The following is a 24,368-nucleotide window of genomic DNA, read 5'->3' as shown; positions in this document are numbered from 1 at the left end:
GAGATTCGCACGAGAGGCCTCGCGGTCGGCTGATCGTTCACTGTTCGGCGAGGGCCCGGAGCCTGCTGAGGGCACGGTGCTGGGCGACCCGTACGGCGCCCGGCGACATGCCCAGCATCTGCCCGGTCTCCTCGGCCGTGAGCCCCACGGCGACCCTCAGCAGAACCAGCTCGCGCTGATTCTCCGGAAGGTTGGCGAGGAGCTTCTTGGCCCACTCCGCGTCGCTGCTCAGCAGCGCCCGCTCCTCGGGGCCGAGGGAGTCGTCCGGCTGCTCCGGCATCTCGTCGGAGGGCACGGCCGTACTGCCGGGATGGCGCATGGCGGCCCGCTGGAGGTCGGCGACCTTGTGCGCGGCGATGGCCACGACGAAGGCCTCGAAGGGCCGCCCGGTGTCGCGGTAGCGCGGCAGGGCGCACAGCACCGCGAGACAGACCTCCTGCGCCAGGTCGTCCACGAAGTGCCGGGCATCGCCCGGCAGCCGCGACAGCCTGGTGCGGCAGTAGCGCAGCGCAAGAGGGTGCACGAGGGCGAGCAGGTCGTGGGTGGCCTGCCGGTCGCCCTCGACCGCGCGGGCGACGAGCGCGCCAATGGCTGTCGTGTCGTCGTCGCGCATCGGTCCATGGTGCCTCGGTGTGGAACCTTCCGTGGCACCACCCTCGTGGTTGTGCATCGAACCGTTACGCGTCGGTGTCGTCGCACTCACGTCTAGCGCCTCCCCCTTTCGGGTATGCCCGCCCCTGCACTCACGACTCCACCGGTAGCTTGCGCCCGTGCCGTACGGCGGCGGGCAGGGCTTGTCCGTCATGAGGTCTCTTGGGGCCGAGTGCAAAGCCTCGGCTCCTGCCGGGGAGGAGTCACACTCCAAGGATGCGGCATCCCTCGGAGTTTCGGCGTCGGACGCCGACGTCGTGAGGTCGCGGCAGGCACCACCCGCCGGGTGGCGCGCACCGCGACCTCACGACGCTGCGCGCCACACCGCGCCTAGCGCACCAGCCCCCAGCGAAAGCCGAGCGCCACCGCGTGCGCCCGGTCCGAGGCGCCCAGCTTCTTGAACAGCCGTCGCGCGTGGGTCTTGACGGTGTCCTCGGAGAGGAAGAGCTCGCGGCCGATCTCGGCGTTGGACCGTCCATGGCTCATGCCTTCGAGCACCTGGATCTCGCGCGCGGTGAGGGTGGGCGCAGCGCCCATCTCGGCCGAGCGCAGCCGCCGCGGGGCGAGCCGCCAGGTGGGGTCGGCGAGCGCCTGCGTGACGGTCGCGCGCAGCTCGGCGCGCGAGGCGTCCTTGTGCAGATAGCCGCGCGCCCCGGCGGCGACCGCGAGCGCGACCCCGTCCAGGTCCTCGGCCACCGTCAGCATGATGATCCGGGCGCCGGGGTCGGCGGAGAGCAGCCGGCGGACGGTCTCCACACCCCCGAGTCCGGGCATGCGTACGTCCATCAGAATGAGGTCCGAACGATCGGCGCCCCAGCGGCGGAGGACTTCCTCGCCGTTGGCCGCCGTCGTCACGCGCTCGACGCCGGGCACGGTCGCCACCGCGCGACGGAGCGCTTCTCGGGCAAGCGGGGAGTCGTCGCAGACGAGGACGGATGTCATGGCCGTCCTCCGCAGCTGATGCGCGTCACCTTGAGCCTCCAGAGGCTGTATTGATCGTCACCTGTGCGGTTGACGGGGCCCGGCCGCCTGCCTTGCGCCCGGCTGATTAATCCGTCAACCGCCTCCGCACTCTCAACGACGGTCACCCGAAAGAGTTACGGGTTCGGTCGACCACGTTCGGCACTCTACGTGAGGGTGCGGATACGGAGCAGGGCGCACGGGGGGCGCCCGCCCTTCAACTCAAGCTATGCCCCATTTGCCCACTCGGACCTGTTTTTCTTCCCATTTGCTGGTGTCTGTGGCTAGATTCGCAATGAGTCATATTTTCATCTGCTCAGACGGTCATGGATGAGCGCCTGCGGCTTGGGTACCTGCATCGGATCACTTCGGACCACCCGGATCACCCGGATCACTTCGGCAGATCGTTTCGAGGGGATAAGCAATGGCAGATTTCTCCCGCCTTCCCGGTCCCAACGCCGACCTGTGGGATTGGCAGCTGCTCGCGGCCTGCCGCGGGGTCGACAGCTCGCTCTTCTTCCACCCCGAGGGCGAACGGGGCGCCGCGCGCAGCGCGCGCGAGACGTCCGCGAAGGAAGTGTGCATGCGCTGCCCTGTACGCGCGGAATGCGCGGCGCACGCGCTGGCCGTACGGGAGCCCTACGGAGTGTGGGGCGGCCTCACCGAGGACGAGCGCGAGGAGCTTATGGGGCGCGCGCGGCACCGCTCCATCGCCGCGAACGGCACGGGCGCGGGCCCGAGCCCCGACACAAGCCCCAACACGGCGCGCGCGCCGGTGCCATGAGCGGGGTGGCGGCACTTCCCTGACGGCACCTGCCCCGCTTCACCCGGACACGTACGCGGAAACGTACGCAGAAACGTTTCGAACGGCCGCCGCCTCAGCGCTGTGCGGCCTCCGCCAGCTTGTCGAGCATGGCCCCGACGGCGGGCACCCTGGCCAGGTCCGGCAGGGTGAGTGCGACGATCTCGCGGTGCACCACCGGCTCCACCGGCACCGTCCGCGCTCCCTTGGGCCGCACCGACTCCAGCGCCAGCTCGGGCATCACGGCCACCCCGAGCCCGGCCCCGACCAGCCCGAAGACCGCCGGGTAGTCGTCCGTCGCGAAGTCGATCCGAGGCGTGAACCCGGCGCTCTCGCACACCTCCACCAGATGCCGGCGGCACCGCGGGCAGCCCGCGATCCACGGCTCCCGCTCCAGCTCGCTTATCCCGATCCGCTCCGCCCCGGCCAGCCGGTGCCCCTCCGGCACCACGCCGATGAGGCGGTCGGTGAGCAGCGGCCGTACGACCAGGTCGTCCCACTCCGCACCCGCGGACGGGTCGGCGCCGCGCACGTCGGGGTAGCGGAAGGCCAGCGCGATCTCGCACTCGCCCTCGCGCAGCATCTCCACCGAGCGTGGCGGCTCGGCCTCGACCAGCGAGACCCTCGTGCCCGGATGCGCCGCGCGCATCTCGGCGAGCGCGCCCGGCACCAGCGTCGAGCTACCGCTGGGGAAGGACACCAGCCGCACCCGCCCGGCCCGCAGCCCGGCGATCGCCGCGATCTCCTCCTCGGCCGCGGTCAGCCCGGCCAGGATGCCCGAGGCGTGCCGCACGAGCGCCTCGCCCGCCTCGGTCAGCCGCATCTCGCGGCCCGTGCGGATCAGCAGCGGGGTGCCCGTCGACTGCTCCAGGGCCTTCATCTGCTGGCTGACGGCGGGCTGGGTGCAGCCCAGCTCACGCGCGGCGGCGGAGAACGAACCGGTGGTGGCCACGGCGCGCAGCACCCTGAGATGACGAGCCTCGATCATAGGTCGAGCATAAGCCCAACTTGGAGGCGTCGCGAAATATTGGGTGGGCACTTTGAGCCTTCTCGCCTAGGCTTCTGTGCCATGCCGTCGCCTTCCTCCCCTTGTGCCGCCCCCGCTTCCGTCCTCGCGGCCGTGCCGCCCGGCCGGCTCCTCTCCGTCAACGTCGGCCGCGCCCGGTCCGCCGACCGCGCGGGCTGCGAGGGCGCCTTCACCGATGGCCTCGGCAGCGGCATCGACAAGCGCCCGGCCGACGGCGGCGTCGCGGTGGCGGCCCCCGGCCCGAAGGGCACGGGCGGCAGCGGCCTCGCCGGGGACGCGGTGGTCAACCTGCGCCACCACGGCGGCGACGACCAGGCGGTGTACGCCTTCGCGCGCGAGGATCTCGACGCCTGGGAGCGCGAGCTCGGCCGCCCGCTGCCCGGCGGCTCCTTCGGCGAGAACCTCACCACCAGCGGACTCGACGTCAATGGCGCGCGCATCGGAGAGCGTTGGCGCATAGGTACGGATCTGCTGCTGGAGGTCTCCGCGCCGCGCATCCCCTGCCGGGTGTTCGCCGACTGGCTGGGCGAGACGGGCTGGATGAAGCGGTTCACCCAGGCGGCCGCACCGGGGGCGTATCTGCGCGTCGTCGAGCCGGGAGAGATCCGTGCGGGTGATCCCGTCACCGTGGTGCACCGGCCCGGACACGAGGTGACCATCTCCTTCGCCTTCCGCGCCCTGACCACCGAACGGGCCCTGCTGCCCCGCCTTCTGGCCGCCGGTCAGGCGCTGCCGTCCGAGATGCGGGAGAAGGCCCTGGCGTTCGGGGAAGGCCGGAAGTCCGCCGCCGGGGGCCTTGGCGGAGGCCAAGAGCGGAAGGAAGGCTTCGAAGTAGCTCCACCGGCCACTAACGTGCCTGTATGACGACTGCACTGATCACGGGGGCGACGGCCGGCATCGGCGCGGCCTTCGCCCGGCGCCTGGCTGCCGACGGACACAACCTGGTCCTCGTGGCCCGCGACGAGAAGCGACTGCGCGAACAGGCGACCGAACTCCACGACCGGCACCGGGTGGAGGCGGAGGTGCTCCGCGCCGACCTGTCGGAGGAGAAGGGCATCGAGGCGGTCGAGGCCCGGCTCTCGGACCGGAAGAACCCGGTGGACCTGCTCGTCAACAACGCGGGCTTCGGCAACAAGGGCCGCTACCTCGAAGTCTCCATGGCCGACGAGCTCACCATGCTCAAGGTGCACTGCGAGGCGGTGCTGCGGCTGACGTCGGCGGCGGCCGCCGGGATGCGCGAGCGCAGGCGCGGCGGCGTGGTCAACGTCGCGTCCGTCGCCGCCTTCGTGCCGCGCGGCACGTACGGGGCGAGCAAGGCGTGGGTGGTGCAGTTCACCCAGGGCGCGGCGCGCGATCTGGCGGGCAGCGGGGTGCGGCTGATGGCGCTGTGCCCGGGCTTCGTCCGCACCGAGTTCCACCAGCGGGCCGGGATGGGCACCGAGAACGTACCGGGCTGGATGTGGCTGGACGCGGACAAGCTGGTGGACGCGGCGCTCAAGGACCTGGCCCGCGGCAAGTCGCTGTCCATTCCGGACCCCCGCTACAAGGCGCTCACCGGCCTGATGAAGCTGGCTCCGCGCCGCGCGGTCTCCCGCGCGAGCGCCACCACGGGCCGCAGGTACGGGCCCAACTGACGGCTGCCGCCGGGCATGCCTCCCGGGCGGCCCCAGGGCCAGGGCCTGTACCGACCCATCGGACACGCCCTAACTTGGACATATCACCCGGGAGGCATCATGACATTCGTACAGATAGTCGACTGCAAGACTCGCCGGTACGACGACATGAACCGGCTGATGGACAGCTGGGTCGCCCAGACCGAGGGCAAGCGGACCGCCACCCATGCGGTCGTCGGCCGGGACCTCGCCGATGCCGAGCACTACGTCGAGATCATCGAGTTCCCGTCCCACGAGGCCGCGATGGCCAATTCCGACCTCCCGGAGACCAACCGGATCTTCGAGGAGATGGTCGCGCTGTGCGACGGCGCCCCGTCCTTCACCGACCTCGACGTGGTCCGCGACGAGCAGCTGAACAAGGCCACGGCCCGCCGCTTCTTCGAGGAGATGGCGGTCGGCGGCCACCTCGACGTCGCCGACGGCCTCTTCACCGAGAACTACCGCGACCACGACCCCGTCAAGGGGTACGAGGGAGTGGGCATCCGGTCCGTCAAGGACGACGTCGCCCGCTGGCGCCAGGGGTTCGACTTCCGCTTCACCCTGCACGACCAGCTCGCCGAGGGCGACCTGGTCGCCACCCGCTGGACCTGGCAGGGCACCCACGAGGGCGACTTCATGGACCTCCAGCCCACCGGCCGGGAGGCACAGATGACCGGGACCACGATCTTCCGCTTCGAGGGCGGGAAGATCTGCGAGGGCTGGTGGGCCTACGACGTGCGGAGCCTGATGCGGCAGCTGGCCGCGGAGTAACGCGGCGGAGCCCCCCGAAGCGGGCTCCTGGAAGCGGAGCTGCCGGAAACAGAGCTGCCCGAACGCGCCGGGGCCCGGCCCCCCTTGCGGGAGGCCGGGCCCCGGCGTGATGCGGTGGCTGCGTCAGTGCGCGTGGCCGTGGCCGTGACCGGCCTCGGCGGCCTCCTCTTCCTTCTTCTCGACGACCAGGGTCTCGGTCGTGAGCAGCAGGGAGGCGATGGAGGCGGCGTTCTCCAGGGCGGAGCGGGTGACCTTGACCGGGTCGATGACGCCGGCCTTCACCAGGTCGCCGTACTCGCCGGTCGCGGCGTTGAAGCCCTGGCCCTTCTCGAGCTCCGCCACCTTGGAGGTGATGACGTAGCCCTCGAGGCCGGCGTTCTCGGCGATCCAGCGCAGCGGCTCGACGACGGCGCGGCGGACGACGGCGACACCGGTGGCCTCGTCACCCTCCTTGCCCAGGCCGTCCTCCAGCACCTTGGCGGCGTGGACGAGCGCGGAACCGCCACCGGAGACGATGCCCTCCTCGACCGCGGCGCGGGTCGCGGAGATGGCGTCCTCCAGACGGTGCTTCTTCTCCTTGAGCTCGACCTCGGTGGCCGCACCCACACGGATGACGCAGACGCCACCGGCGAGCTTGGCGAGGCGCTCCTGGAGCTTCTCGCGGTCCCAGTCGGAGTCGGTGGTCTCGATCTCGCCCTTGATCTGGGCGACGCGGCCGACGACGTCGTCGTGGTTGCCGCCACCGTCGACGATCGTGGTGTCGTCCTTGGTGATGGTCACGCGGCGGGCGGAGCCCAGCACGTCCAGGCCGGCCTGGTCGAGCTTGAGGCCGACCTCCTCGGCGATGACGGTGGCGCCGGTCAGGGCGGCCATGTCGCCGAGCATCGCCTTGCGGCGGTCGCCGAAGCCCGGGGCCTTGACGGCCACGGCGTTGAACGTGCCGCGGATCTTGTTGACGACGAGGGTGGAGAGCGCCTCGCCCTCGACGTCCTCGGCGATGATCAGCAGCGGCTTGGAGCCACCGCCCTGGATGATCTTCTCCAGCAGCGGGAGCAGGTCCTGGATGGAGGCGATCTTGCCCTGGTGGATCAGGATGTACGGGTCGTCGAGGACGGCCTCCATACGCTCCTGGTCGGTGACCATGTACGGCGAGAGGTAACCCTTGTCGAAGGCCATGCCCTCGGTGAAGTCGAGCTCCAGGCCGAAGGTGTTGGACTCCTCGACGGTGATGACACCGTCCTTGCCGACCTTGTCCATCGCCTCGGCGATGAGCTCGCCGACCTGCTTGTCCTGCGCGGAGAGCGCGGCGACGGCGGCGATGTCGGCCTTGTCGGCGATCGGGCGGGCGGTCGCGAGCAGGTCCTCGGAGACGGCCTTGACGGCGGCGTCGATGCCCTTCTTCAGGGCGGCCGGGGAGGCGCCGGCGGCGACGTTGCGCAGACCCTCGCGGACCAGCGCCTGGGCCAGCACGGTGGCGGTGGTGGTGCCGTCACCCGCGATGTCGTTGGTCTTGGTCGCCACCTCCTTGACGAGCTGGGCGCCGAGGTTCTCGTACGGGTCGTCGAGCTCGACCTCGCGGGCGATGGTGACACCGTCGTTGGTGATGGTGGGTGCGCCGAACTTCTTGTCGATGACGACGTTGCGGCCCTTCGGGCCGATCGTCACCTTCACGGTGTCGGCAAGCTTGTTGACGCCGCGCTCAAGGGCGCGACGGGCGTCCTCGTCGAACTTCAGGGTCTTCGCCATGGGTTACGTATCCTTCGCCATCTCTAAACGAACTGCGCCCCGGGCACCCGGGTCGTTGAACGCGGGAACCAGGGGCGCAGAACTAAAGCTTCGAAAGCTCGAGAGCTTCGGGTGAATTACTTCTCGACGATCGCGAGGACGTCGCGAGCCGAGAGGACGAGGTACTCGTCGCCGTTGTACTTCACCTCGGTGCCGCCGTACTTGCTGTAGAGCACGACATCGCCGACGGTCACGTCGAGCGGAATGCGGTTGCCCTCTTCGAAGCGGCCCGGGCCCACGGCCAGGACGACGCCCTCCTGGGGCTTCTCCTTGGCAGTGTCCGGAATGACCAGGCCAGAGGCCGTGGTCTGCTCGGCGTCGAGCGGCTGGACCACGATGCGGTCCTCGAGCGGCTTGATGGCAACCTTGGAGCTGGCGGTCGTCACGATCCGACCTCCCCCTTCGGAGATCTCGCGGGGTTAACTGTCTGAGGTGGCGACCAGCTGGGTCCGTCGTCGCGGGTGCCGGAACCTGCCCGTCGCTGTGTCTGGCACTCACCGGTGGAGAGTGCCAACGAAGCCGAGACTATGACGCGGTTAGCACTCGGTCAAGCGGAGTGCCAATTCGCCGTGCGGCGCGCTCGGCTGGATCGGCCCCGGTTCGGCGCCTCTCCGGCCGCCGGTTCGGTCCCGGAGAGCAGCCGTACCCCGGCGCGGGCCGCGCTACGCCTGGCCCCGCCGCCTCAGACGTAGTCCTCCAGCCGGGCCACCGTGAAGCCCTGGGCCTGGATGCTGCGGAGCATGTTGGCCGTCATCTCGGTCATCGAGGTGCCCTTGAGCTCCGACGGGCCGCGGAAGTGGGCCAGGATGATGTCGCCGGGGTGCAGCTTGTCGCCCTCGGCGTAGCGCATGTCGTTGATCTGCATCGTCGCCTCCCACAGCACCACCGTGTGGATGCCGCAGCCCGCGGCGGCGGCCAGTGTGTGGTCGTTGTAGTTGCCGTAGGGCGGCCGGAAGAGTGACGGGCGGCTGCCGAGCCGCTTCTGGAGGACGTCCTGCTGCCCGCATATCTCGTGGTGCTGGGCCTCGGCGGAGAGCGTCCGCAGGTTGGGGTGGGTCAGGGTGTGGTTGTCGATGCCGTTGCCGAGGGCCCGCAGCTTGTCGAAGTAGCCGTAGCCGCTGCCCGCGCGGGCTATGGAGTCCGTCAGGAACATCGTGAAGGGGAACTTCAGGTCCTGCGCCATCTGCACGAACCGCGGGTCCTTCTCGGCCCCGTCGTCGAAGGTCACGAAGACGACCTTGTCGCTGGTCGGTATGCGCCGGACTATCTGCGGGGTGCCGCCCTCCTTGCCGCCCTTGACGGGCTTGACCGCGGGCGGGGCCGGAGGCGCGGCCAGCGGCTTGTCCAGGCCCCAGCGGCGGTAGGCGGCGGCGTCCGGCGTGGCGGAGGCCGAGGCCTTCGGCTTCGACGGCGGGGCGCTGTGCGCCGCGGCCCCGCCACCGGAGGAGGACGAGCCGGAGCAGCCGGAGAGGGCGGCGGTCAGCAGCAGGGCGGAGGCGAGGGTGGCGGCGCGCAGGCGGCCGGATATCGACGGGCTCACACTGCCGATTGTTGTGCACGAGTTCGGATGCGGCGACGGGGGTTCCGCCGGTGGCCGGGCGGGCCGCCCGCCGGGCGTCGGCGAGAATGAGACTCGTGTCCGCACCGAACCAGACCGGCCTCGCCCCGCTCCTCACCGACGAGGGCCGCCGCCTCCTCGACGAGCTCCGCGACCACGATCCCGCGCAGGAGCTGGCCACGGCGACCCGGCTGCGCCGCGAGCACTCCGCCGAGCTGGTCTCGGCGGCGCTGGGGCAGGCGCGGCTGCGACAGCGCGCGGTAGCGAAGTTCGGCGCCGAGGACGCCTACCGCATGTACTTCACGCCCCACGGCGTGGAGCAGTCCACGCGCGCTGAGGTCGCCGCCTACCGCGCCCGGCGCTTCGCCGCGCTCGGTGTGCGCCGTCTGGCCGACCTCTGCTGCGGCATCGGCGGCGACGCGATCGCGCTCGCACGGGCCGGGATCTCGGTGCTGGCCGTCGACCGCGACCCGCTGACCTGCGAGGCCGTCCGGGCCAACGCCGAGGCGCTGGGCCTGTCCGAGCTGATCGAGGTGCGCTGCGCCGACGTCGCGGACATCGACACCTCCGGCTACGACGCCGTCTTCGTCGACCCGGCACGGCGCGGCGGCCGCGGCCGGATCTTCGACCCGGAGGCGTATTCGCCCCCGCTGTCCTGGGCCGTGGAGGCGGCGCGCAAGGCGCCGTACGCCGCCCTCAAGATCGCCCCCGGGGTGCCGCACGAGGCGGTCCCGGACGAGGCCGAGGCGGAGTGGATCTCGGACGGCGGCGATGTGAAGGAGGCCGTGCTGTGGTTCGGCACCGAGCCGGGCGCACGGAGGGCGACGCTGCTGCCGGGCGGCGCCTCGCTGACCGGCCGCGGCCTGCCGGACCCGGCCGTGCGGCCGGTGGGCCGCTACCTCTACGAGCCCGACGGCGCGGTCATCCGCGCCCACCTGGTGGCCGAGGCCGCCGAGGAGCTGGCCGGCGGCCTGATCGACGGGACGATCGCGTACGTGACGTCTGACGAGCTGCGCGCCACCGCCTATGCGGCGGCGTACGAGATCACCGACGTGCTGCCCTTCAACCTCAAGAAGCTCAAGGCCCTCGTCCGCGAGCGCGGGATCGGGGTGGTCGTGATCAAGAAGCGGGGTTCCGCGGTGGAGCCGGAGGACCTGCGCAAGAAGCTCAAGCCCACCGGGCCGAACTCCTGCGTGATCGTCCTGACGCGGGTGGCGGGCGCCCCCGCGATGCTGCTGGGGCAGCCCGTCCGGGCGTAGCCGCTCAGGGCTAGTCGAGGTCCGTGAGGTCTTCCGCGTAGAACGTCGTCAGCGGCTGCGGGCCCACGTACTGCTGGCAGTTGCACTGGCCCGGCTCGTAGCGGACCGGCTTCTTGTCCGCGTCCCAGGCGACGGCCACCTCGACCGACTCATGGCACTTGCCCTGCTTGTCGTGCTTGGCCAGGTGGTGTCCGCAGCCGCACACCGGCGCGGGCTGCTTGCCCGCCGCCTCCAGCGCGGCGCGCTCCTCGCGCTGCGCCTCACGCTGTGCATCGAGCTCCGCCAGCTTGCGCTCGTGGCGCATCTTGAGCCCGGTGCGGACGGGTTCGGTGACCTTGGCGACGATGCCGGCAGCCGGCCCGGCGAAAATGAACGCCCACCAGAACCATTCCACTGCGGATCGCCGCCTTCCCCGTGTCCCCTGTACGAGCAGGACCGTGCCGCTGCTCGCGCAACAGGATAAGGCGTCGGACAGAGGTGCTACTCCCCCGTCACGACTCCCCCCTCACGAGTACAGATTGTCCTTGCTCAGCTCGTGGAAGTGGTCGTGATCGTGGTCATGCCCGTGACCGTGCTCGTGCCCCGGCACATGCGTCTCCGTGACCGGCAGCGACGAATCCGCCGAGAGGTCCCACGAGGACGCCGCGCGCCCCCGCGCCACCATCTCCGCGCCCAGCGCCGCCACCATCGCGCCGTTGTCCGTGCACAGCTTCGGGCGGGGGACGCGCAGCGTGATGCCCGCGTCCTCGCAGCGGCGCTCGGCCATGGCGCGCAGGCGGGTGTTGGCGGCCACGCCGCCGCCGATCATCAGGTGGTCGACGCCCTCGTCCTTGCAGGCGCGGACGGCCTTGCGGGTCAGTACGTCCACCACCGCCTCCTGGAAGGAGGCCGCGACGTCCGCCACCGGCACCTCCTCGCCGGCCGCGCGCTTGGCCTCGATCCAGCGGGCGACCGCCGTCTTCAGGCCCGAGAAGGAGAAGTCGTATAGGGGGTCACGAGGGCCCGTCAGGCCGCGCGGGAAGCGGATCGCGGCCGGGTCGCCCTCGCGGGCGTAGCGGTCGATGACCGGGCCGCCGGGGAAGCCCAGGTGCAGCACCCGGGCGATCTTGTCGAAGGCCTCGCCCGCGGCGTCGTCGATCGTCGAGCCGAGGGGGCGCACGTCGGAGGTGATGTCGGGCGCGAGCAGCAGCGAGGAGTGCCCGCCGGAGACGAGCAGCGCCATCGTCGGCTCGGGCAGCGCGCCATGCTCCAGCTGGTCCACGCAGATGTGCGAGGCGAGGTGGTTGACCCCGTACAGCGGCTTGCCCAGGGCGTAGGCGTAGGCCTTGGCCGCCGAGACGCCGACGAGCAGGGCGCCCGCGAGGCCCGGGCCCGCCGTGACCGCGATGCCGTCGAGGTCCTTCGCGCTCACCCCCGCTTCCTTCAGGGCGCGCTGGATCGTGGGGACCATGGCCTCCAGGTGCGCCCGGCTGGCGACCTCGGGGACCACGCCGCCGAAGCGGGCGTGCTCGTCGACACTGGAGGCGACCGCGTCGGCCAGCAGCGTGTGGCCGCGGACGATGCCGACGCCGGTCTCGTCGCACGAGGTTTCGATGCCGAGGACGAGGGGTTCGTCAGCCTTGCGAGCCATGAGGTGTTCCTTGTTCTGAGTCTGCGGCGTCGGAGGATGCGGATGCGCCGGAGGGCTCCGACGCGGGGATCATGCGCATGACGAGCGCATCGACGTTGCCCGGCTGGTAGTAGCCGCGGCGGATGCCGACGGGCTCGAAGCCGAAGCGCTCGTACAGGCGCTGGGCGCGGGTGTTGTCGACGCGCACTTCGAGGAGCACCTCGCGGCACTCGAAGGCCGTCGCGGTCCGCAGCAGCTCGCTCAGGAGCCGGGCGCCCAGGCCCGTGCCCCAGTAGCCCTGGTCCACGGCGATGGTCTGGACGTCCCCGGTCCCGTCAATGACGGCGAGCCCGGCGTATCCGACGATCCCGTCCGGCGTCTGCGCCACGACGTAGCGGCGGTTGGCGTTCGCCCCGCGCGCGTGCGCGAGCTCGGACCAGAACAGGCCCTTGGACCAGGCGTCGTGCGGGAAGAGCTCGCGCTCAAGCTCCAGCACCGGCCCGATGTCCCACCAGCGCATCTCACGGATGCGGACGTCCGGCGCGCCCGCCCCGTTCGGGCTGTTGTCGGTCCCGGTCACTTGGGCGTGACCACCTTGTAGTTGGCCGGCACCTGGGCGTCCGGGCGGCGCAGGTAGAGCGGCTGATCCGGCAGGAACTCCCCGCCCGTGCGCAGCTTCTCGGCGGCGAGCTCGGCCAGCGCGGCCGCCGACTGGTGCTGCGGCAGCTCTTCCCGTACGTCCGTGAAGACCCCGGAGTAGAGCGCCGCGCCCGCGCCCACGGACGGCATGGAGGCGATCTGCTCGGGCAGTTCGGCGGGGCGGTCGACGGCGGGCTCGGTGAGCCGGGTGCGGGCGTCCGCGTACCGCGCCCAGTAGACCTCCTTGCGGCGGGCGTCCGTCGCCACGACGAACTCGCCGGTCAGGCCCGCCTGTCCGGCCGCGTACGCGATGCCGTCCAGCGTGCACAGGCCGTGGACGGGGACGGAGAGGGCGGCGCCGAAGGTCGCGGCCGTGACGATGCCGACGCGCAGGCCGGTGTACGGACCGGGGCCCACACCGACGACGATCCCGGTCACCGCGTCCAGCGTGCGGCCGGCCTCGGCGAGCACCCGGTCCACTGCGGGCAGCAGCAGCTCGCCGTGGCGGCGGGCGTCGACCTGGTCGGACCGGGCGATGACGGACTCGCCGTCGTGCAGGGCGACGGTGACAGCGGGGGTGGCGGTATCCAGAGCGAGCAGCAGCACGTGACAAGCCTACGGCGCGGCGTGGGGCGTCCGGTGCGCGCATTGGCCTCCGCCGGGGGCGCGGCGGGGGCGCGGACCGGGTGCTACGGTCAGCCGCATAGTCGTACGAGCGGCCGCGGGGGCGGCGGCGCGGCGATCGCGGGGATACGGCCGTAAGGGTCACACCCGCGACGGCCCGGCCGCCCGGCGGCTCGCAGACGCAGCACAAGCAGCAGATGAAGGGGTGCGCAGCGTGGGACGCAGCAGCTCGGGGGTCATCGTGGCCGCGCTCACCGCGGCGGCCCTGGCCGGGGTCGGCTTCCTCGCCGTCCAGGCGGAGGCCGCGCCCGACCGTCCGGCGCGCGCCCACGCCGCGAGCCCCTCGCCCTCCGGCGGGGCGGACAAGGGCAAGGGCGGCCAGGACGCCGGCAAGCCGGGTGGCGACGCGGGCGACAAGGCGCAGGGTTCGCAGCCCCCGGTGCCGCAGGGCTCGGGCACGGGCCTGCGGGTCGTCTACGCGCTCGCACAGAAGCGGGTGTGGCTGGTGGGCTCCGACGGCAAGGCCACCCGCAGCTTCCAGGTCTCGCCCAGCGCGGTGAACCCGCCGCCGGGCAGCTACGCGGTGACCTCGCGCTCGGCGAACGTCACCGGGTCGGACGGGATCCCGATCGAGCACGTGGTGCGCTTCCACCAGGGTGCGAGCGGGATCGTCTTCGGTTTCAGCGCGGCCGTCGACGGTTCGTCGCCGAACCCGGCCTCGGGGAAGAAGACGGGCGGCATCCGGGAGACGCCGGCGGACGGCCAGGCGATGTGGGAGTTCGCGGTGAACAACACGAAGGTCGTCGTCGTCCTGTAAGGCGTTTGCGTCCTGTAGGGCGTCGTCGTCCTGTAGGGCGTCCTGTGGACCGCCTCGGCCTTCAGCCGGAGGGCGGAAATTCCGCTCGGGCGGCTCAGGCTGCGTGCGGCCTGGGGGCCGGGCGCTCTTCCGGCTCGGCGGGGTCCGCCGGGGGCGTCTTCGGCGGCGTCGAGACCGCGTCGGCCGCGGCACAGGCCGCGAGGAGGTCACGCATCGAGGGGGACCGCTCCTCGCCGGAGCGGTCGGCCATGGCGGCGGCAGGTTCGTTGGCCGACATGAGTGCCTCCTGGGACCCACTCGGGGCTACTTAGGTAGACCTAACCGTCTCTCTGGCTTCCATGTGACCACGCCCGGTACCGACCACGCAACATCTTGCCGACGGCTTGTCGGAACGTACAGCCGTCGCGCGGTTCGGCCCAGCAGCGGTTCAGCCCAGCAGCGGTTCAGCCCAGCGGCGCGAAGTCCGTGCCCTCCCAGCGGGCGCCGATGCCGGTGACGGTCACGCTGCGCACGTCGTCCGCGTCGTCCACCGGGGCGTCCGCGCCCACCGCGCGCTCGATGACGACCCGCAGCCGGTCCTCGGAGAGCTCCTCGACCTTGCCGTCGCCCCACTCCACGACGATCACGGACTCGGGCAGCGAGACGTCGAGGTCCAGGTCCTCCATCTCGTCGAGGCCGCCGGAGAGCCGGTAGGCGTCCACGTGCACCAGGGCCGGGCCGTCGCCCAGCGGGGGGTGCACCCGGGCGATCACGAACGTGGGCGAGGTGACGGCGCCGCGCACGCCCAGCCCCTCGCCGAGCCCGCGCGTCAGCGTGGTCTTGCCGGCACCGAGCTCGCCGGAGAGCAGCACGAGGTCGCCGGGGCGCAGCAGGGCGGCCAGCTTGCGGCCCAAGTCCCGCATGCTTTCGGCGGACTTGACGGTGAGCTGCGCGGTGGGGGCGGACGGGGTGGCGTGCGGGGCGTTCATACCGGCCGATGGTACCGGGGTGGCCTCCGGCGGCCTTCTCCCCCGGCCCGCCCCTTTCCCGCTACCCGGGGCAGGCCCCCGGGCCCCGTTGTCCGCTCTGCCGCGCGTCGTCCTCGAACGCCGGACGGGCCGAGCCCCCGTGGAGCGGCGACACCGCCGCCAGGACCTCGTTCAGGTGCTCGTTCACCGCGGCGGGCTGCTCCAGCATCACCAGATGCCCCGCCCCCGGCACCACCACGAACCCCGCGTCCGGCAGTGCCTCCGCGATCGCCTGGCTGTGGGTGGCCGGGGTGATCATGTCCTTCTCGCCCGCCAGGACGAGCACCGGACGGTCGTCGAAGGCGCACAGCGCCTCGATCTTGTCGTGTTCGGCGAAGGCCGGGTAGAACTCGGCGACCACGTCCACCGGGGTCGCCTCGATCATCCGCTCGGCGAAGCGGGCCACCGCCGGGTCCACATCCCGGGAGCCGAACGAGTAGCGCTTGATGACGCCGCCGACGATCTCGGAGCCGGCCCGTCGGCCCCGTTCGACCAGCGCGGTCTGCGCCGTCATCAGCTTGAAGGCGCCCGGCAGCACGGTCCGCCTGATCACGCTCATGCCGGCGGCCGGCAGCCCGTAGGTGACCTCGGAGAGCCTGCCCGAGGAGGTGCCGACGAAGGCCGCGCCGACCACGCGCCCGTCGATCAGCTCGGGGAAGTGGGCGGCCAGCGCCATGGTCGTCATGCCGCCCATCGAGTGCCCCACCAGCACCAGCGGCCCCTCGGGCGCGGCGGCGTCGATGACCGCCTTCAGATCGCGGCCCAGCAGGTCGATGGAGACGCCCGGGGTACTGCCGCGCCCGGAGCGGCCGTGGCTGCGCTGGTCCCAGAAGACCATGCGGACGGCGCCGCGCAGGGCGGCGCGCTGGAAGTGCCAGGAGTCCTGGTTGAGGCAGTAACCATGGCTGAAAACGACCGTGACCGGCGGCGCGGCGCGGCGCCGCCCGAAGAACCGCGAGCCGCGCCGGTCGCCGGGCTCGTCCACCTCGTCGACCTCGTAGTACAGCTCGGTGCCGTCGTCGGTGACCGCCGTGCCCGGCGTGCCCCGCAGCGTCCCGTACGGGCAGGTCGAGTCCAGCGCCAGCCGGGCCTTGCGGCGCATGCCGCGCCCGACCGTCAGGCGCTCCGCGGCCACCCCGACCGCGGCTCCCGCGGCCAGCACCCCGACCGCGGCTCCGGCGACGCCCGCCCCGCGCCGCCAGGCGGCCGCTCCCAGGCCGCCCGCTACCCCCGTGCCCGTACTGTCGCCCTCGCCCATCATGCGTCCCCCGTGTCGTCGACTTCGTTGTCGTGTTCGGAGTTGCCCTGATCGCACATGTCGCTGTCGTACTCACCGACATAGACGCGCGGTACGCGCGCGGAGATGCGCGTGACGACTTCATAGGCGATGGTTCCGGTCGCCCGCGCCCAGTCCTCGGCGGTCGGCTCGCCGCGGTCGCCCGGGCCGAAGAGCACCGCCTCGTCGCCCACGTGCGCGCTGTCGCCGCCGAGGTCCACCACGAACTGGTCCATCGCGACCCGGCCCGCGACCGTGCGCCACTTGCCGCCGACCAGCACCGGGCCGGTGCCGGAGGCGGCCCGCGGGATGCCGTCCGCGTAGCCGACGGGCACCAGCGCCAGCGTCGTCTCGCCCGGCGTGGTGTACAGGTGCCCGTACGAGACCCCGTGCCCGCCCGGCACCCGCTTGACCGAGGCGAGGGAGGCGGACAGCGTCATCACCGGCCGGAGGCCGAAGTCATCCGGAGCGCCGACCTCCGGGCTCGGGGATATGCCGTATATGGCGACGCCGGTGCGCACGAGGTCGAAGTGGGTCTCGGGGAGGGTGAGGGTCGCCGGGGAGTTGGCGATGTGCCGCACCTCGGGGGTCAGGCCCTGGGCCTCGGCGTAGGCCACCGCGTCCTTGAAGACGGCCAGCTGGGCCTGGATGGAGGGGTGGCCCGGCTCGTCCGCGCAGGCGAAGTGCGACCAGATGCCGGTGACCCGGATCAGGCCCTCCCGCTCGGCGTCGACGGCGCCCGCGACGAGCTTCTCCCAGTCCGCGGGCTGGCAGCCGTTGCGCCCCAGGCCCGTGTCGATCTTCAGCTGGACGCGGGCCGGGCGCCCGGCGGCCCGTACCGCCCCGGTGAGCTCCTGCAGGGCCCACAGCCCGCTGACCGAGATGTCGATGTCGGCCTCGACAGCCTCCCGCCAGGGCCCGCCCGGCGTCCACAGCCAGCACATCAGCCGGCCGCGGTCGCCCGCCGCGCGCAGCGCGAGCGCCTCCTGCGGGGTGGCCGTGCCCAGCCACTGGGCGCCGGCCTGCCGGGCCGCGCGGGCACACGGCACCGCGCCGTGGCCGTAGGCGTCCGCCTTGACGACGGCCATCAGCTGCGCCCGGGGGGCGCGAGCCCGCAGAGCTCGTACGTTGGCCCGCAGGGCGGCCAGGTCGACCACGGCACGGGCGCGCATCGGTGTCTCACTCATCACCGCCAGTGTCTCAGGCCACCGGGCCGGGGTATGCGGGCCGGGGGCGACGGGTGTCACATCCGGGGTGTCTGGGGGAGGCTTGGGCCATGAGGACTGGCTTCAGCGTGGAGACGGTACGGGCGGCGGAACGGGCTCTCATGGCGGAGCTCCCGGAGGGCGCGCTGATGCAGCGCGCGGCGGCGGGACTGGCCGCGGCCTGCGCCGATCTGCTCGGCAGGCGGGTGTACGGGGCGCGGGTGGCGCTGCTGGTGGGCAGCGGGGACAACGGCGGCGACGCCCTGTACGCCGGGGCCCGCCTGACACGGCGGGGCGCCGGGGTGACGGCCGTGCTGCTGTCCGCCGACCGGGCGCACCCGGGCGGCGTGCGGGCGCTGCGGGGCGCCGGGGGGCGTGTGGTCTCCGCAGCGGACGGGGTGCCCGTGGTGCGGCGGGCGGATCTCGTGGTCGACGGCATCGTGGGCATCGGCGGCAAGGGCGGGCTGCGGGCCCCGGCCGAGGAGCTGGTCCGGGCCGCGGAGGACGGGGGCGCCCCGATCCTGGCCGTCGACCTGCCCAGCGGCGTCGACGCGGACAGCGGCGAGGTGCGCGGGGCCGCGGTGCGGGCGGACGCGACGGTGACCTTCGGCGCGTACAAGCCCGGCCTGCTCATCGACCCGGCGCGGGAGTACGCGGGGGCGCTGCGGCTGGTGGACATCGGGCTGCGGCTGCCGGAAGAGGCCGAGGTGGAGGCGCTCCAGCACGCGGACGCGGCGGATCTGCTGCCCCGCCCGGACGCCGAGAGCGACAAGTACCGGCGGGGCGTGATCGGCATCGTCGCCGGGTCGGCGCGCTATCCGGGGGCGGCGGTGCTGGCGGTGGCGGGCGCGCTGCACGGCGGCGCGGGGGCGGTGCGCTACGTGGGCCCCGCGGCGGAGGCGGTGATCGCCCGCTTCCCCGAGACGCTGGTCTCCTCCGGGCCGCCGTCGAAGGCCGGCCGGGTGCAGGCCTGGGTCGTCGGGCCGGGGCTGGGCGACGGCGCCGAGGCCCGGCAGGCCCTGGAGGACGTCCTGGCCTCGGACGTCCCGGTCCTGGTGGACGCCGACGGCCTGCGCCTGCTGACCCCCGAGGGCCTGCGCGCCCGCACCGCGGCCACGGTCCTGACCCCCCACGCGGGCGAGGCGGCGGCCCTGCTCGGCCTGTCCCGCGAGGAAGTGGAAGCGGCCCGCCTGTCGTCCGTACGCGCCCTGGCGGCCCGCTTCGGGGTGACGGCCCTGCTCAAGGGCTCGACCACACTGGTGGCCCACGCGGGCCACCCGGTGCGGGTCAACCCGACGGGCACCCCGTGGCTGGCGACGGCGGGCAGCGGCGACGTCCTCTCGGGCCTGACGGGCTCCCTGCTGGCGGCGGGCCTGTCGGGCCGCGACGCGGCATCGGTGGGCGCCTACCTGCACGGCCTGGCGGCCCGCTTCCTGGGCGACTCCCCGGTCACGGCAATGGGAGTGGCCGAGGAGCTGCGGGGGGTGTGGCGGGAGGTGTCGCGGGGGTGACGGCTTACGGGGACGGGGTCAGTCCCGTCGTCCGGCCGCCTGTCCCCGCTGCCACACCTCCGGCCGGCCGCCGAGCCTCTCCAGCGCCTCCTCGTGTGCTCGGCTCTTGACCACGAACGCCAGCCCGTCCTCGTACGAGAGCCTGGCGATCACGGCCTCGGCATAGTGCTCCGTGTCGAACCGGTCCCACGCCCACGCCAGCTGGGCCCGTACCGCCAGCGAGGGGTGCGCCGCGTACCGCGCCAGCAGCGGGATGGCACGGTCGTCCGAGACCGTCGTCGCCACGACGACCACCGCATGGGCCACCTCGTCCGACAGCCCCTCCGGCCCCGGCAGCAGGTCCAGGACCACCCGCCCCGCCCCCGCCAGCGCCTTCGCCGCCTCCACGTCGCGCGGCGGCACCAGCTCGGCGGCCGACTTCTCGACCCGGGCGCGGATCTCCGGGTCGACCATCACCGCGTGCTCCAGGCAGGCGGCCGCCAGCAGGTGCAGCCGGTGGCGGTGGCCCTCCTCGCGGTCGCCGCGCTCCAGCAGCATGCCCAGCAGCTCGGCGCGGGCGCGCGGCGGCGCGTGCCCGACGGCCATGCGCAGGACGTCCTCCCACTGGTCGTCGTGAGCGTTGTTGACCAGCACGTCGAAGTCCCACTCGTCGACGGCCGCCTGCGCGCCCAGGTAGTCCTGGAAGGTGCGGTGGATGAAGTCCAGCGTCCCGCTGGTCGGCTGCCGCAACAGGCCGCTGCGCAGCACCAGGTGGCGCAGGATGTCCTCGGCGCTGCCACGCTGCGCCACGTGCGGCATGGCGGGCAGCGCCCGTTCGAGGATCTCGACGGCCTTGTGCCACTCGATCTCGGAACGGCCGTTGCGGATCAGCCAGTACGCGACCTTCTGCAACAGCGCCACCTGCTGGTCGTGCTCCAGCTCGGGGCCGTCCCCGCCGACGACGACGTCCCGCTCGCGGTCGCGGCGTACGAGCAGCAGCTCCAGCGCGGCGCGGTACAGCTCCATCCGGCCGTGCGGCAGACAGCCCTTGCGGGAGCGGTTGAGGGCGCAGATCAGGGCGCACATCAACGGGTTGGTCGCCAGCCGGCCGAGGTCGCCCTTGGCGACGACCGCCGTGGTCAGCGAGTCGCGGAAGGCCCGTAACCGGGCGTCGCCCTGCTGCCCCGCAGCGGTGTGCCAGCGGTCGATGAAGGACGTGACGTCCGCCCGGCTCATCGGCAGCAGCTCCAGCTCGGTGAAGCCCGCGTCGGCCAGCCAGCCCTCGCGCACAGCGGAGGGCCGGGTGGTGATCACGAACCGCGCGTTGGGGTAGGCGGCCAGCAGGTCCTTGACCCAGACCAGGGTGCGGCGGCGGTCCGCCTCAGGCACCTCGTCGACGCCGTCGATCAGCAGCAGCGCGGTGCCCTCGGTCAGCCTGCGCGTCGCCCAGCCCTGCGCCGCCGGCAGCCCGGCCAGCGGCCCGGCGGACGCCGCGAGGAACTCCTCGGGCTGCGGCAGCGCCCCGCGCCGGATCAGGGTGCGCAGCGGCAGGGTCACCGGCAGGCAGCCGCTCAGGTGGCCGAGCGCCGGGGGCAGCTCGCCGCGCGCGGTGATGGTGGCGAGCCACTGCAGCAGCGTGGTCTTGCCGGATCCGGCGGCGCCGCGCAGCAGCACGCGATTCTGCCCGGCCAGCGCCTCCTCGGCGCGCCGCGGCGACGGTACGGACCGGCCCGCCGCCTCCCCGGGCGGCAGCCCGAAGCCGCCGGCCGGCCGCCGGGACGCGCTGGTGAGCTCAAGGCTCAGATAGGCGGCGTCCAGCGGCCAGGTCTCGCCGTCGCCGTCGGAGAGCGTCAGGCCGATGATGGTCAGCTTGCCGACCTTCTCGACCACGTACTCGCGCAACCGCCGCTCGAACGCCTCGATTTCGAGCTGCCGGCTGGACATCAGCGACCGGGATTCCGGCTTGTGCCCCGCCAGCAGGCACTCCTGGAGGAAGCGGAATTCCGACCAGAGCGTCTCCGACGGCGTCACCGTCAGCCGCCCGTGCCGCCAGCCGGCGGGGTCGGCATTGACCACCCCGGCGAGCAGCCCCTCGACGAAGACGGCCGAGCCGGACATGCCCGCCCACGGCGAACCCCCGTCGGCCGGCGCCTCCGGCGCGTCGTGGTCGCTGTCCAGCACGTGCCGCCCGCTGAGCAGATTGCTGCCCGGCTTGAACGTGCCGACGACCTGCTCGGTGTCGAGCTCGCCGCAGGCGTCCCGCTGGACGTGCGGGAACCCGATGGCCTGCGCCCCCGGCCAGGACCGCAGATCGTAGGCCCGGCCCCAGGTCAGCGGCTCGAAGGCGGCCGCCGCGTCCTCGGTCACGAGGTCACGCTCGGCCACGAGCAGCGCCACGTCGCACCGCCGGTCGTCATCCCGCGCCCACGCCACCTTGCACCGCACCTGCCCGACGCCCCCGGGCACGATCACCCGCGGCGCCTCGCAGTCCGCCACCACGTGTGCGGCGGTGAGCACGAGACGCGGGGTGAGCAAATACCCGCTCCCCTGGCCCCGCCCGAATACCGCCGCAATCCGCTCTTTCGCCGGGTGCACGGGCCCATTCCCCCTCCGCCGCACCTTCATCACCGCGCAGTTGACGATACGGCAGACGGAGGGGCCCGTCAGGGGTCTCGGCCGGGATGCCCGTGCGGGCGCTACGCGCCCGTCGCCCCGTCCACCCGCTCGCGCAGCAGGTCCGCGTGGCCGTTGTGGCGGGCGTATTCGCCGATCATGTGCACGTAAACGAAGCGCAGCGAGCAGACCTCGCCGTCGTGCGTGAACGTCTCGTCGAGGGACGCCTCGGCGGCGACCGCGTCGGCGAGGCGGCACTCTTCGAGCAGACGGGCGTAGTCCTCCTCGGCGCGGGCCGGGTCGAGGGCCTCGAAGTCCGCGTCCTTCTGCTCGTGGGTGCTGTACAGCTTCTCCAGCGGCAGCCCGGCGAACCGGCTGCGGAACCAGAAGCGTTCGACTTTCGCCATGTGCCGGACCAGGCCGAGCAGGGAGAGGTTCGACGGCGGGGTGGAGCGCTCGGCGAGCTGCTCGCCGTTCAGGCCCGCGCACTTGCGCAGGAGGGTGGTGCGGTGCCAGTCGAGCAGGCCCCGCAGCAGGGTGGCTTCGTCGGCGGTCAGTGAGCCGGGCCGCGGCCGGGGCACGGAGGGGGCTGTCCACGTCATGCGGCGATCATGCCGGAGCGGGCTGCGGCCGGGCGACGCGTTTTCCGGTGGCAGGCGGTCGGGCTCACCAAGCGCCTTCGCCGCGCAGCACGGCGTCCGTACCGCCGTCGGCGAAGACGATCTGGCCCGTGACGTGCGTGTTCTCGGGCGAGGTCAGGAAGGCCAGCAGCGGTGCGATCTGCCCGGCGGCGGCGTGGCCGTGCAGCGGCATGGGCAGGACGGCGTCCATGAGCCGGCGCGTCTTGGCGTCGGCGAGCACCCCCTCGGTCATGGGCGTGACGACGAGCGCGGGCGCGACCGCGTTGAGCGGGATGCCGGCGCCGGCCCAGTCCGCCGTGGCCGCCGTGCGGCGCACCCAGCGGGCCACGGCGCGCTTGGAAGAGCCGTAGATCAGATGTCCTTCGCCACGCTCCAGCGCTGCGGACGCGGCGGCGGCCGCAGCGCTCTCGTCACCGGCCAGGGCGGCATCGACGATCGCCGGGTCGTGCGGGTGAATCGCGGTGGCGGAGGAGACGACGACCGCGCGCGGGTCGGCCCCCTCGGCCAGGAGCGGCCGCAGGCCCTCCAACGTGGCCACGGCACCGAAGTAGTTGACCTTGACGGTGAGCGGATCGAAGTGCGCGACCCCGGCGCAGGCGATCACGGCGTCGAGATGGCCCCCGGTCAGCTCCCGGGCCCGCGCGACCAGCTCCGCACGCCCCTCGGGCGTGGCCAGATCCGCGCAGATGCCGGCGCCCGCGAGATCCGCGCCAATGACGGCGCGACCCTCCGCGCGCAGGCGCTCGGCGGTGGCCTCGCCTATGCCGGAAGCCGCTCCGGTGACCAGGTACGTACGAGTGGAAGGCATGCGCCGCACGCTCCCACACCCGCGGCCGTCAGGTCAGGAGTTTGCGGACCCGCTCCGAAACCTCCTCGTTCCCGAACGTCATCCGGCCCACGTGGACACCGTCCGAGCCGTAGCAGGGCTCCTTGAGCACGGCGGTCTTCAGCACGTCCAGCGACCAGGGCTCGCCCTTGACGACGAGCCCGTGGGCCGGAGGCATGACGCTCATGCTCCACCCTGTGCACAGCAGCCATCTGCCGTACGACTCGCTCTCGTTGAGCGAATTGCCCGGCACGTGCCGCGCCGCCACCTCCCACAGGGACGAGTCGCCCTGCGGGAGGTCGGGCACCGGCACCGCGGCGACCACCGCCATCGCCCCGTGCTTGGCATACGCCAGCACGCACCGGCCGTCCGGCCACTGCGACGTCAGCAGCGCCATGATCACGCGGTCCGCGCCGCTGATCCGCTTGGCCATGTCCTCGATCCCCTCCCGGTGGCGTGAGCCCTTTTCAACCGGGCGGGGCGCCGAGGGGTTACGGACGGACGGGCTCCCGCAGCTCGAACCAGACCTGCTTCCCGACGAGTTCGAGCCCGTCCCAGACCCAGCTCACCCCGGCCGCATCCGCCAGCCGGCGCACGAGCGCGAGCCCGCTCCCGCCTCCCTCTCCCCCGTCCGCCTGCCGGGGCCACGGCAGCCTGCCGGGTTCGTCATCGCATACGGCCACGACCACGCGCTCGTCGTACACGGTCACCTCCACGGCGAGCTCGGGCATGCGCGAGCGCCGCACGACGGTCGCCACGGCGTCGGACACGCAGATCCGCGCCGTCTCGATGGCGCGGCGCCGCTCGACCGCGACGAGGCCGGCCGTGACGAACTCCCGCGCCAGCCGCGCGGTACCGGGGGCGCACGGGGCGCTCATCCGGTAGCAGGCCCGCACCGGCGCGGCGACGAGGCCGCACGGGGCGCTCACCGCGCCATCTCCGCCCGGCCCGGCTGGCGGGGCACGAAGTCGATACCGTGGGCGGTGACCACGGGCACGTACGGCGCCGCGCCCGCCGCCACGGGGACGAACCTCCGGGCGCAGGCGTCGCACCGGACGGTACGGGACCGGAACAGGGCTCTCGCGGCGGAGCCGATGCGGCGGATAGAGTCGAGCACGTTGACGCTCCTTGGAAGCGTTGGCCGTGCCCCCGGGCC

General features: G+C 72.9%; 27 protein-coding genes. 7 read left to right on the top strand and 20 right to left on the bottom strand.

The features are described from left to right. Positions 1-37: 37 nt before the first annotated feature. Together FHS39_RS18145 and FHS39_RS18140 are read right to left on the bottom strand one after the other, a co-directional pair. On the bottom strand, positions 38-613 hold the full coding sequence (locus tag FHS39_RS18145; RefSeq protein ID WP_206279852.1) for a sigma-70 family RNA polymerase sigma factor: 576 nt from the start codon (positions 611-613) through the stop codon (positions 38-40). A gap of 368 nt (positions 614-981) precedes the next feature. Further along, positions 982-1,593, bottom strand: coding sequence for a response regulator transcription factor (locus FHS39_RS18140; protein WP_003948568.1), 612 nt, complete (start codon positions 1,591-1,593; stop codon positions 982-984). Between the two features lie 442 nt (positions 1,594-2,035). Between FHS39_RS18140 and FHS39_RS18135 the strand changes: the two genes are divergently transcribed. Further along, complete coding sequence (locus FHS39_RS18135; RefSeq protein ID WP_184350386.1) at positions 2,036-2,395, top strand: WhiB family transcriptional regulator; 360 nt, start codon at positions 2,036-2,038, stop codon at positions 2,393-2,395. A gap of 94 nt (positions 2,396-2,489) precedes the next feature. On the opposite strand, the gene FHS39_RS18130 is transcribed toward FHS39_RS18135, so the two are convergent. Beyond that, complete coding sequence (locus FHS39_RS18130) at positions 2,490-3,401, bottom strand: LysR family transcriptional regulator (protein ID WP_184350385.1); 912 nt, start codon at positions 3,399-3,401, stop codon at positions 2,490-2,492. A gap of 81 nt (positions 3,402-3,482) precedes the next feature. Between FHS39_RS18130 and FHS39_RS18125 the strand changes: the two genes are divergently transcribed. From FHS39_RS18125 to FHS39_RS18115, 3 genes are all read left to right on the top strand, one after another. After that, on the top strand, positions 3,483-4,304 hold the full coding sequence (locus FHS39_RS18125; RefSeq protein WP_184350384.1) for an MOSC domain-containing protein: 822 nt from the start codon (positions 3,483-3,485) through the stop codon (positions 4,302-4,304). Continuing rightward, entirely contained in the window at positions 4,301-5,074 is a 774-nt protein-coding gene (locus tag FHS39_RS18120; RefSeq protein WP_184350383.1) for an SDR family NAD(P)-dependent oxidoreductase, read from the top strand. Before FHS39_RS18125 ends, FHS39_RS18120 begins: the two co-directional genes overlap by 4 nt. A 99-nt stretch (positions 5,075-5,173) precedes the next feature. Continuing rightward, positions 5,174-5,863 (top strand): ester cyclase, encoded by a 690-nt coding sequence (locus FHS39_RS18115; protein WP_184350382.1) that lies wholly within the window; start codon positions 5,174-5,176, stop codon positions 5,861-5,863. Between the two features lie 123 nt (positions 5,864-5,986). On the opposite strand, the gene groL is transcribed toward FHS39_RS18115, so the two are convergent. The 3 genes from groL to FHS39_RS18100 all read right to left on the bottom strand — a co-directional run bounded on the left by groL (position 5,987) and on the right by FHS39_RS18100 (position 9,188). Further along, a complete protein-coding gene (gene groL / locus FHS39_RS18110; protein WP_184350381.1) occupies positions 5,987-7,609 on the bottom strand; it encodes a chaperonin GroEL in 1,623 nt (540 codons plus the stop codon). A 116-nt stretch (positions 7,610-7,725) separates the two neighbouring features. Beyond that, a complete protein-coding gene (gene groES / locus FHS39_RS18105) occupies positions 7,726-8,034 on the bottom strand; it encodes a co-chaperone GroES (RefSeq protein WP_184350380.1) in 309 nt (102 codons plus the stop codon). Positions 8,035-8,330: 296 nt separating this feature from the next. Next, positions 8,331-9,188, bottom strand: coding sequence for a polysaccharide deacetylase family protein (locus tag FHS39_RS18100; protein ID WP_184350379.1), 858 nt, complete (start codon positions 9,186-9,188; stop codon positions 8,331-8,333). Between the two features lie 86 nt (positions 9,189-9,274). Here FHS39_RS18100 and FHS39_RS18095 point away from each other — a divergent pair, with 86 nt between their 5' ends. Continuing rightward, entirely contained in the window at positions 9,275-10,465 is a 1,191-nt protein-coding gene (locus FHS39_RS18095) for a class I SAM-dependent methyltransferase (RefSeq protein WP_184350378.1), read from the top strand. Between the two features lie 10 nt (positions 10,466-10,475). Here the strand turns inward: FHS39_RS18095 and FHS39_RS18090 are convergent, their stop codons facing one another. The 4 genes from FHS39_RS18090 to tsaB all read right to left on the bottom strand — a co-directional run bounded on the left by FHS39_RS18090 (position 10,476) and on the right by tsaB (position 13,319). Next, positions 10,476-10,859 (bottom strand): hypothetical protein, encoded by a 384-nt coding sequence (locus FHS39_RS18090; RefSeq protein ID WP_184350377.1) that lies wholly within the window; start codon positions 10,857-10,859, stop codon positions 10,476-10,478. 111 nt (positions 10,860-10,970) lie between these two features. Then, the gene (gene tsaD, locus FHS39_RS18085) at positions 10,971-12,095 is read right to left on the bottom strand and encodes a tRNA (adenosine(37)-N6)-threonylcarbamoyltransferase complex transferase subunit TsaD (protein ID WP_184350376.1); all 1,125 of its coding nucleotides are present in this window, start codon (positions 12,093-12,095) and stop codon (positions 10,971-10,973) included. Continuing rightward, positions 12,079-12,594 carry a ribosomal protein S18-alanine N-acetyltransferase gene (gene rimI, locus FHS39_RS18080; protein WP_184350627.1) on the bottom strand — a complete coding sequence of 172 codons (516 nt, stop codon included), beginning with the start codon at positions 12,592-12,594 and terminating at the stop codon, positions 12,079-12,081. The genes tsaD and rimI overlap by 17 nt, the downstream gene beginning before the upstream one ends. Before the next feature lie 56 nt (positions 12,595-12,650). Beyond that, positions 12,651-13,319 carry a tRNA (adenosine(37)-N6)-threonylcarbamoyltransferase complex dimerization subunit type 1 TsaB gene (gene tsaB / locus FHS39_RS18075; RefSeq protein ID WP_184350375.1) on the bottom strand — a complete coding sequence of 223 codons (669 nt, stop codon included), beginning with the start codon at positions 13,317-13,319 and terminating at the stop codon, positions 12,651-12,653. A 232-nt stretch (positions 13,320-13,551) separates the two neighbouring features. Between tsaB and FHS39_RS18070 the strand changes: the two genes are divergently transcribed. Beyond that, positions 13,552-14,154 (top strand): hypothetical protein, encoded by a 603-nt coding sequence (locus FHS39_RS18070; RefSeq protein ID WP_184350374.1) that lies wholly within the window; start codon positions 13,552-13,554, stop codon positions 14,152-14,154. A gap of 94 nt (positions 14,155-14,248) precedes the next feature. Here the strand turns inward: FHS39_RS18070 and FHS39_RS18065 are convergent, their stop codons facing one another. The 4 genes from FHS39_RS18065 to alr form a co-directional block, all read right to left on the bottom strand. Next, positions 14,249-14,431, bottom strand: a complete 183-nt coding sequence (locus FHS39_RS18065; RefSeq protein ID WP_184350373.1) for a hypothetical protein — start codon at positions 14,429-14,431, stop codon at positions 14,249-14,251. A gap of 166 nt (positions 14,432-14,597) precedes the next feature. Continuing rightward, positions 14,598-15,122, bottom strand: coding sequence for a tRNA (adenosine(37)-N6)-threonylcarbamoyltransferase complex ATPase subunit type 1 TsaE (gene tsaE, locus FHS39_RS18060; protein WP_184350372.1), 525 nt, complete (start codon positions 15,120-15,122; stop codon positions 14,598-14,600). A 61-nt stretch (positions 15,123-15,183) separates the two neighbouring features. After that, a complete protein-coding gene (locus tag FHS39_RS18055; RefSeq protein WP_184350626.1) occupies positions 15,184-16,419 on the bottom strand; it encodes an alpha/beta fold hydrolase in 1,236 nt (411 codons plus the stop codon). Further along, positions 16,419-17,624 carry an alanine racemase gene (alr, locus tag FHS39_RS18050; RefSeq protein WP_184350371.1) on the bottom strand — a complete coding sequence of 402 codons (1,206 nt, stop codon included), beginning with the start codon at positions 17,622-17,624 and terminating at the stop codon, positions 16,419-16,421. Before alr ends, FHS39_RS18055 begins: the two co-directional genes overlap by 1 nt. Before the next feature lie 89 nt (positions 17,625-17,713). On the opposite strand from alr, the gene FHS39_RS18045 reads away from it, so the two are divergent. Further along, a complete protein-coding gene (locus FHS39_RS18045; RefSeq protein WP_184350370.1) occupies positions 17,714-19,153 on the top strand; it encodes an NAD(P)H-hydrate dehydratase in 1,440 nt (479 codons plus the stop codon). Between the two features lie 18 nt (positions 19,154-19,171). Here the strand turns inward: FHS39_RS18045 and FHS39_RS18040 are convergent, their stop codons facing one another. From FHS39_RS18040 to FHS39_RS18015, 6 genes are all read right to left on the bottom strand, one after another. Beyond that, entirely contained in the window at positions 19,172-21,667 is a 2,496-nt protein-coding gene (locus FHS39_RS18040) for a serine protease (RefSeq protein ID WP_184350369.1), read from the bottom strand. Between the two features lie 161 nt (positions 21,668-21,828). Next, on the bottom strand, positions 21,829-22,347 hold the full coding sequence (locus FHS39_RS18035; protein ID WP_184350368.1) for a DinB family protein: 519 nt from the start codon (positions 22,345-22,347) through the stop codon (positions 21,829-21,831). Positions 22,348-22,411: 64 nt separating this feature from the next. Continuing rightward, complete coding sequence (locus FHS39_RS18030; RefSeq protein WP_184350367.1) at positions 22,412-23,194, bottom strand: SDR family oxidoreductase; 783 nt, start codon at positions 23,192-23,194, stop codon at positions 22,412-22,414. Positions 23,195-23,222: 28 nt separating this feature from the next. Further along, on the bottom strand, positions 23,223-23,645 hold the full coding sequence (locus tag FHS39_RS18025) for a hypothetical protein (RefSeq protein WP_184350366.1): 423 nt from the start codon (positions 23,643-23,645) through the stop codon (positions 23,223-23,225). A 58-nt stretch (positions 23,646-23,703) separates the two neighbouring features. Further along, entirely contained in the window at positions 23,704-24,141 is a 438-nt protein-coding gene (locus FHS39_RS18020) for an ATP-binding protein (protein ID WP_184350365.1), read from the bottom strand. Then, a complete protein-coding gene (locus FHS39_RS18015) occupies positions 24,138-24,329 on the bottom strand; it encodes a hypothetical protein (RefSeq protein ID WP_184350364.1) in 192 nt (63 codons plus the stop codon). The genes FHS39_RS18020 and FHS39_RS18015 overlap by 4 nt, the downstream gene beginning before the upstream one ends. Between the last annotated feature and the right edge of the window lie 39 nt (positions 24,330-24,368).

The organism is Streptomyces olivoverticillatus (assembly GCF_014203555.1).
Classification (GTDB): Bacteria; Actinomycetota; Actinomycetes; order Streptomycetales; family Streptomycetaceae; genus Streptomyces; species Streptomyces olivoverticillatus.
This window is presented reverse-complemented; position numbering and strand designations above follow the sequence as displayed.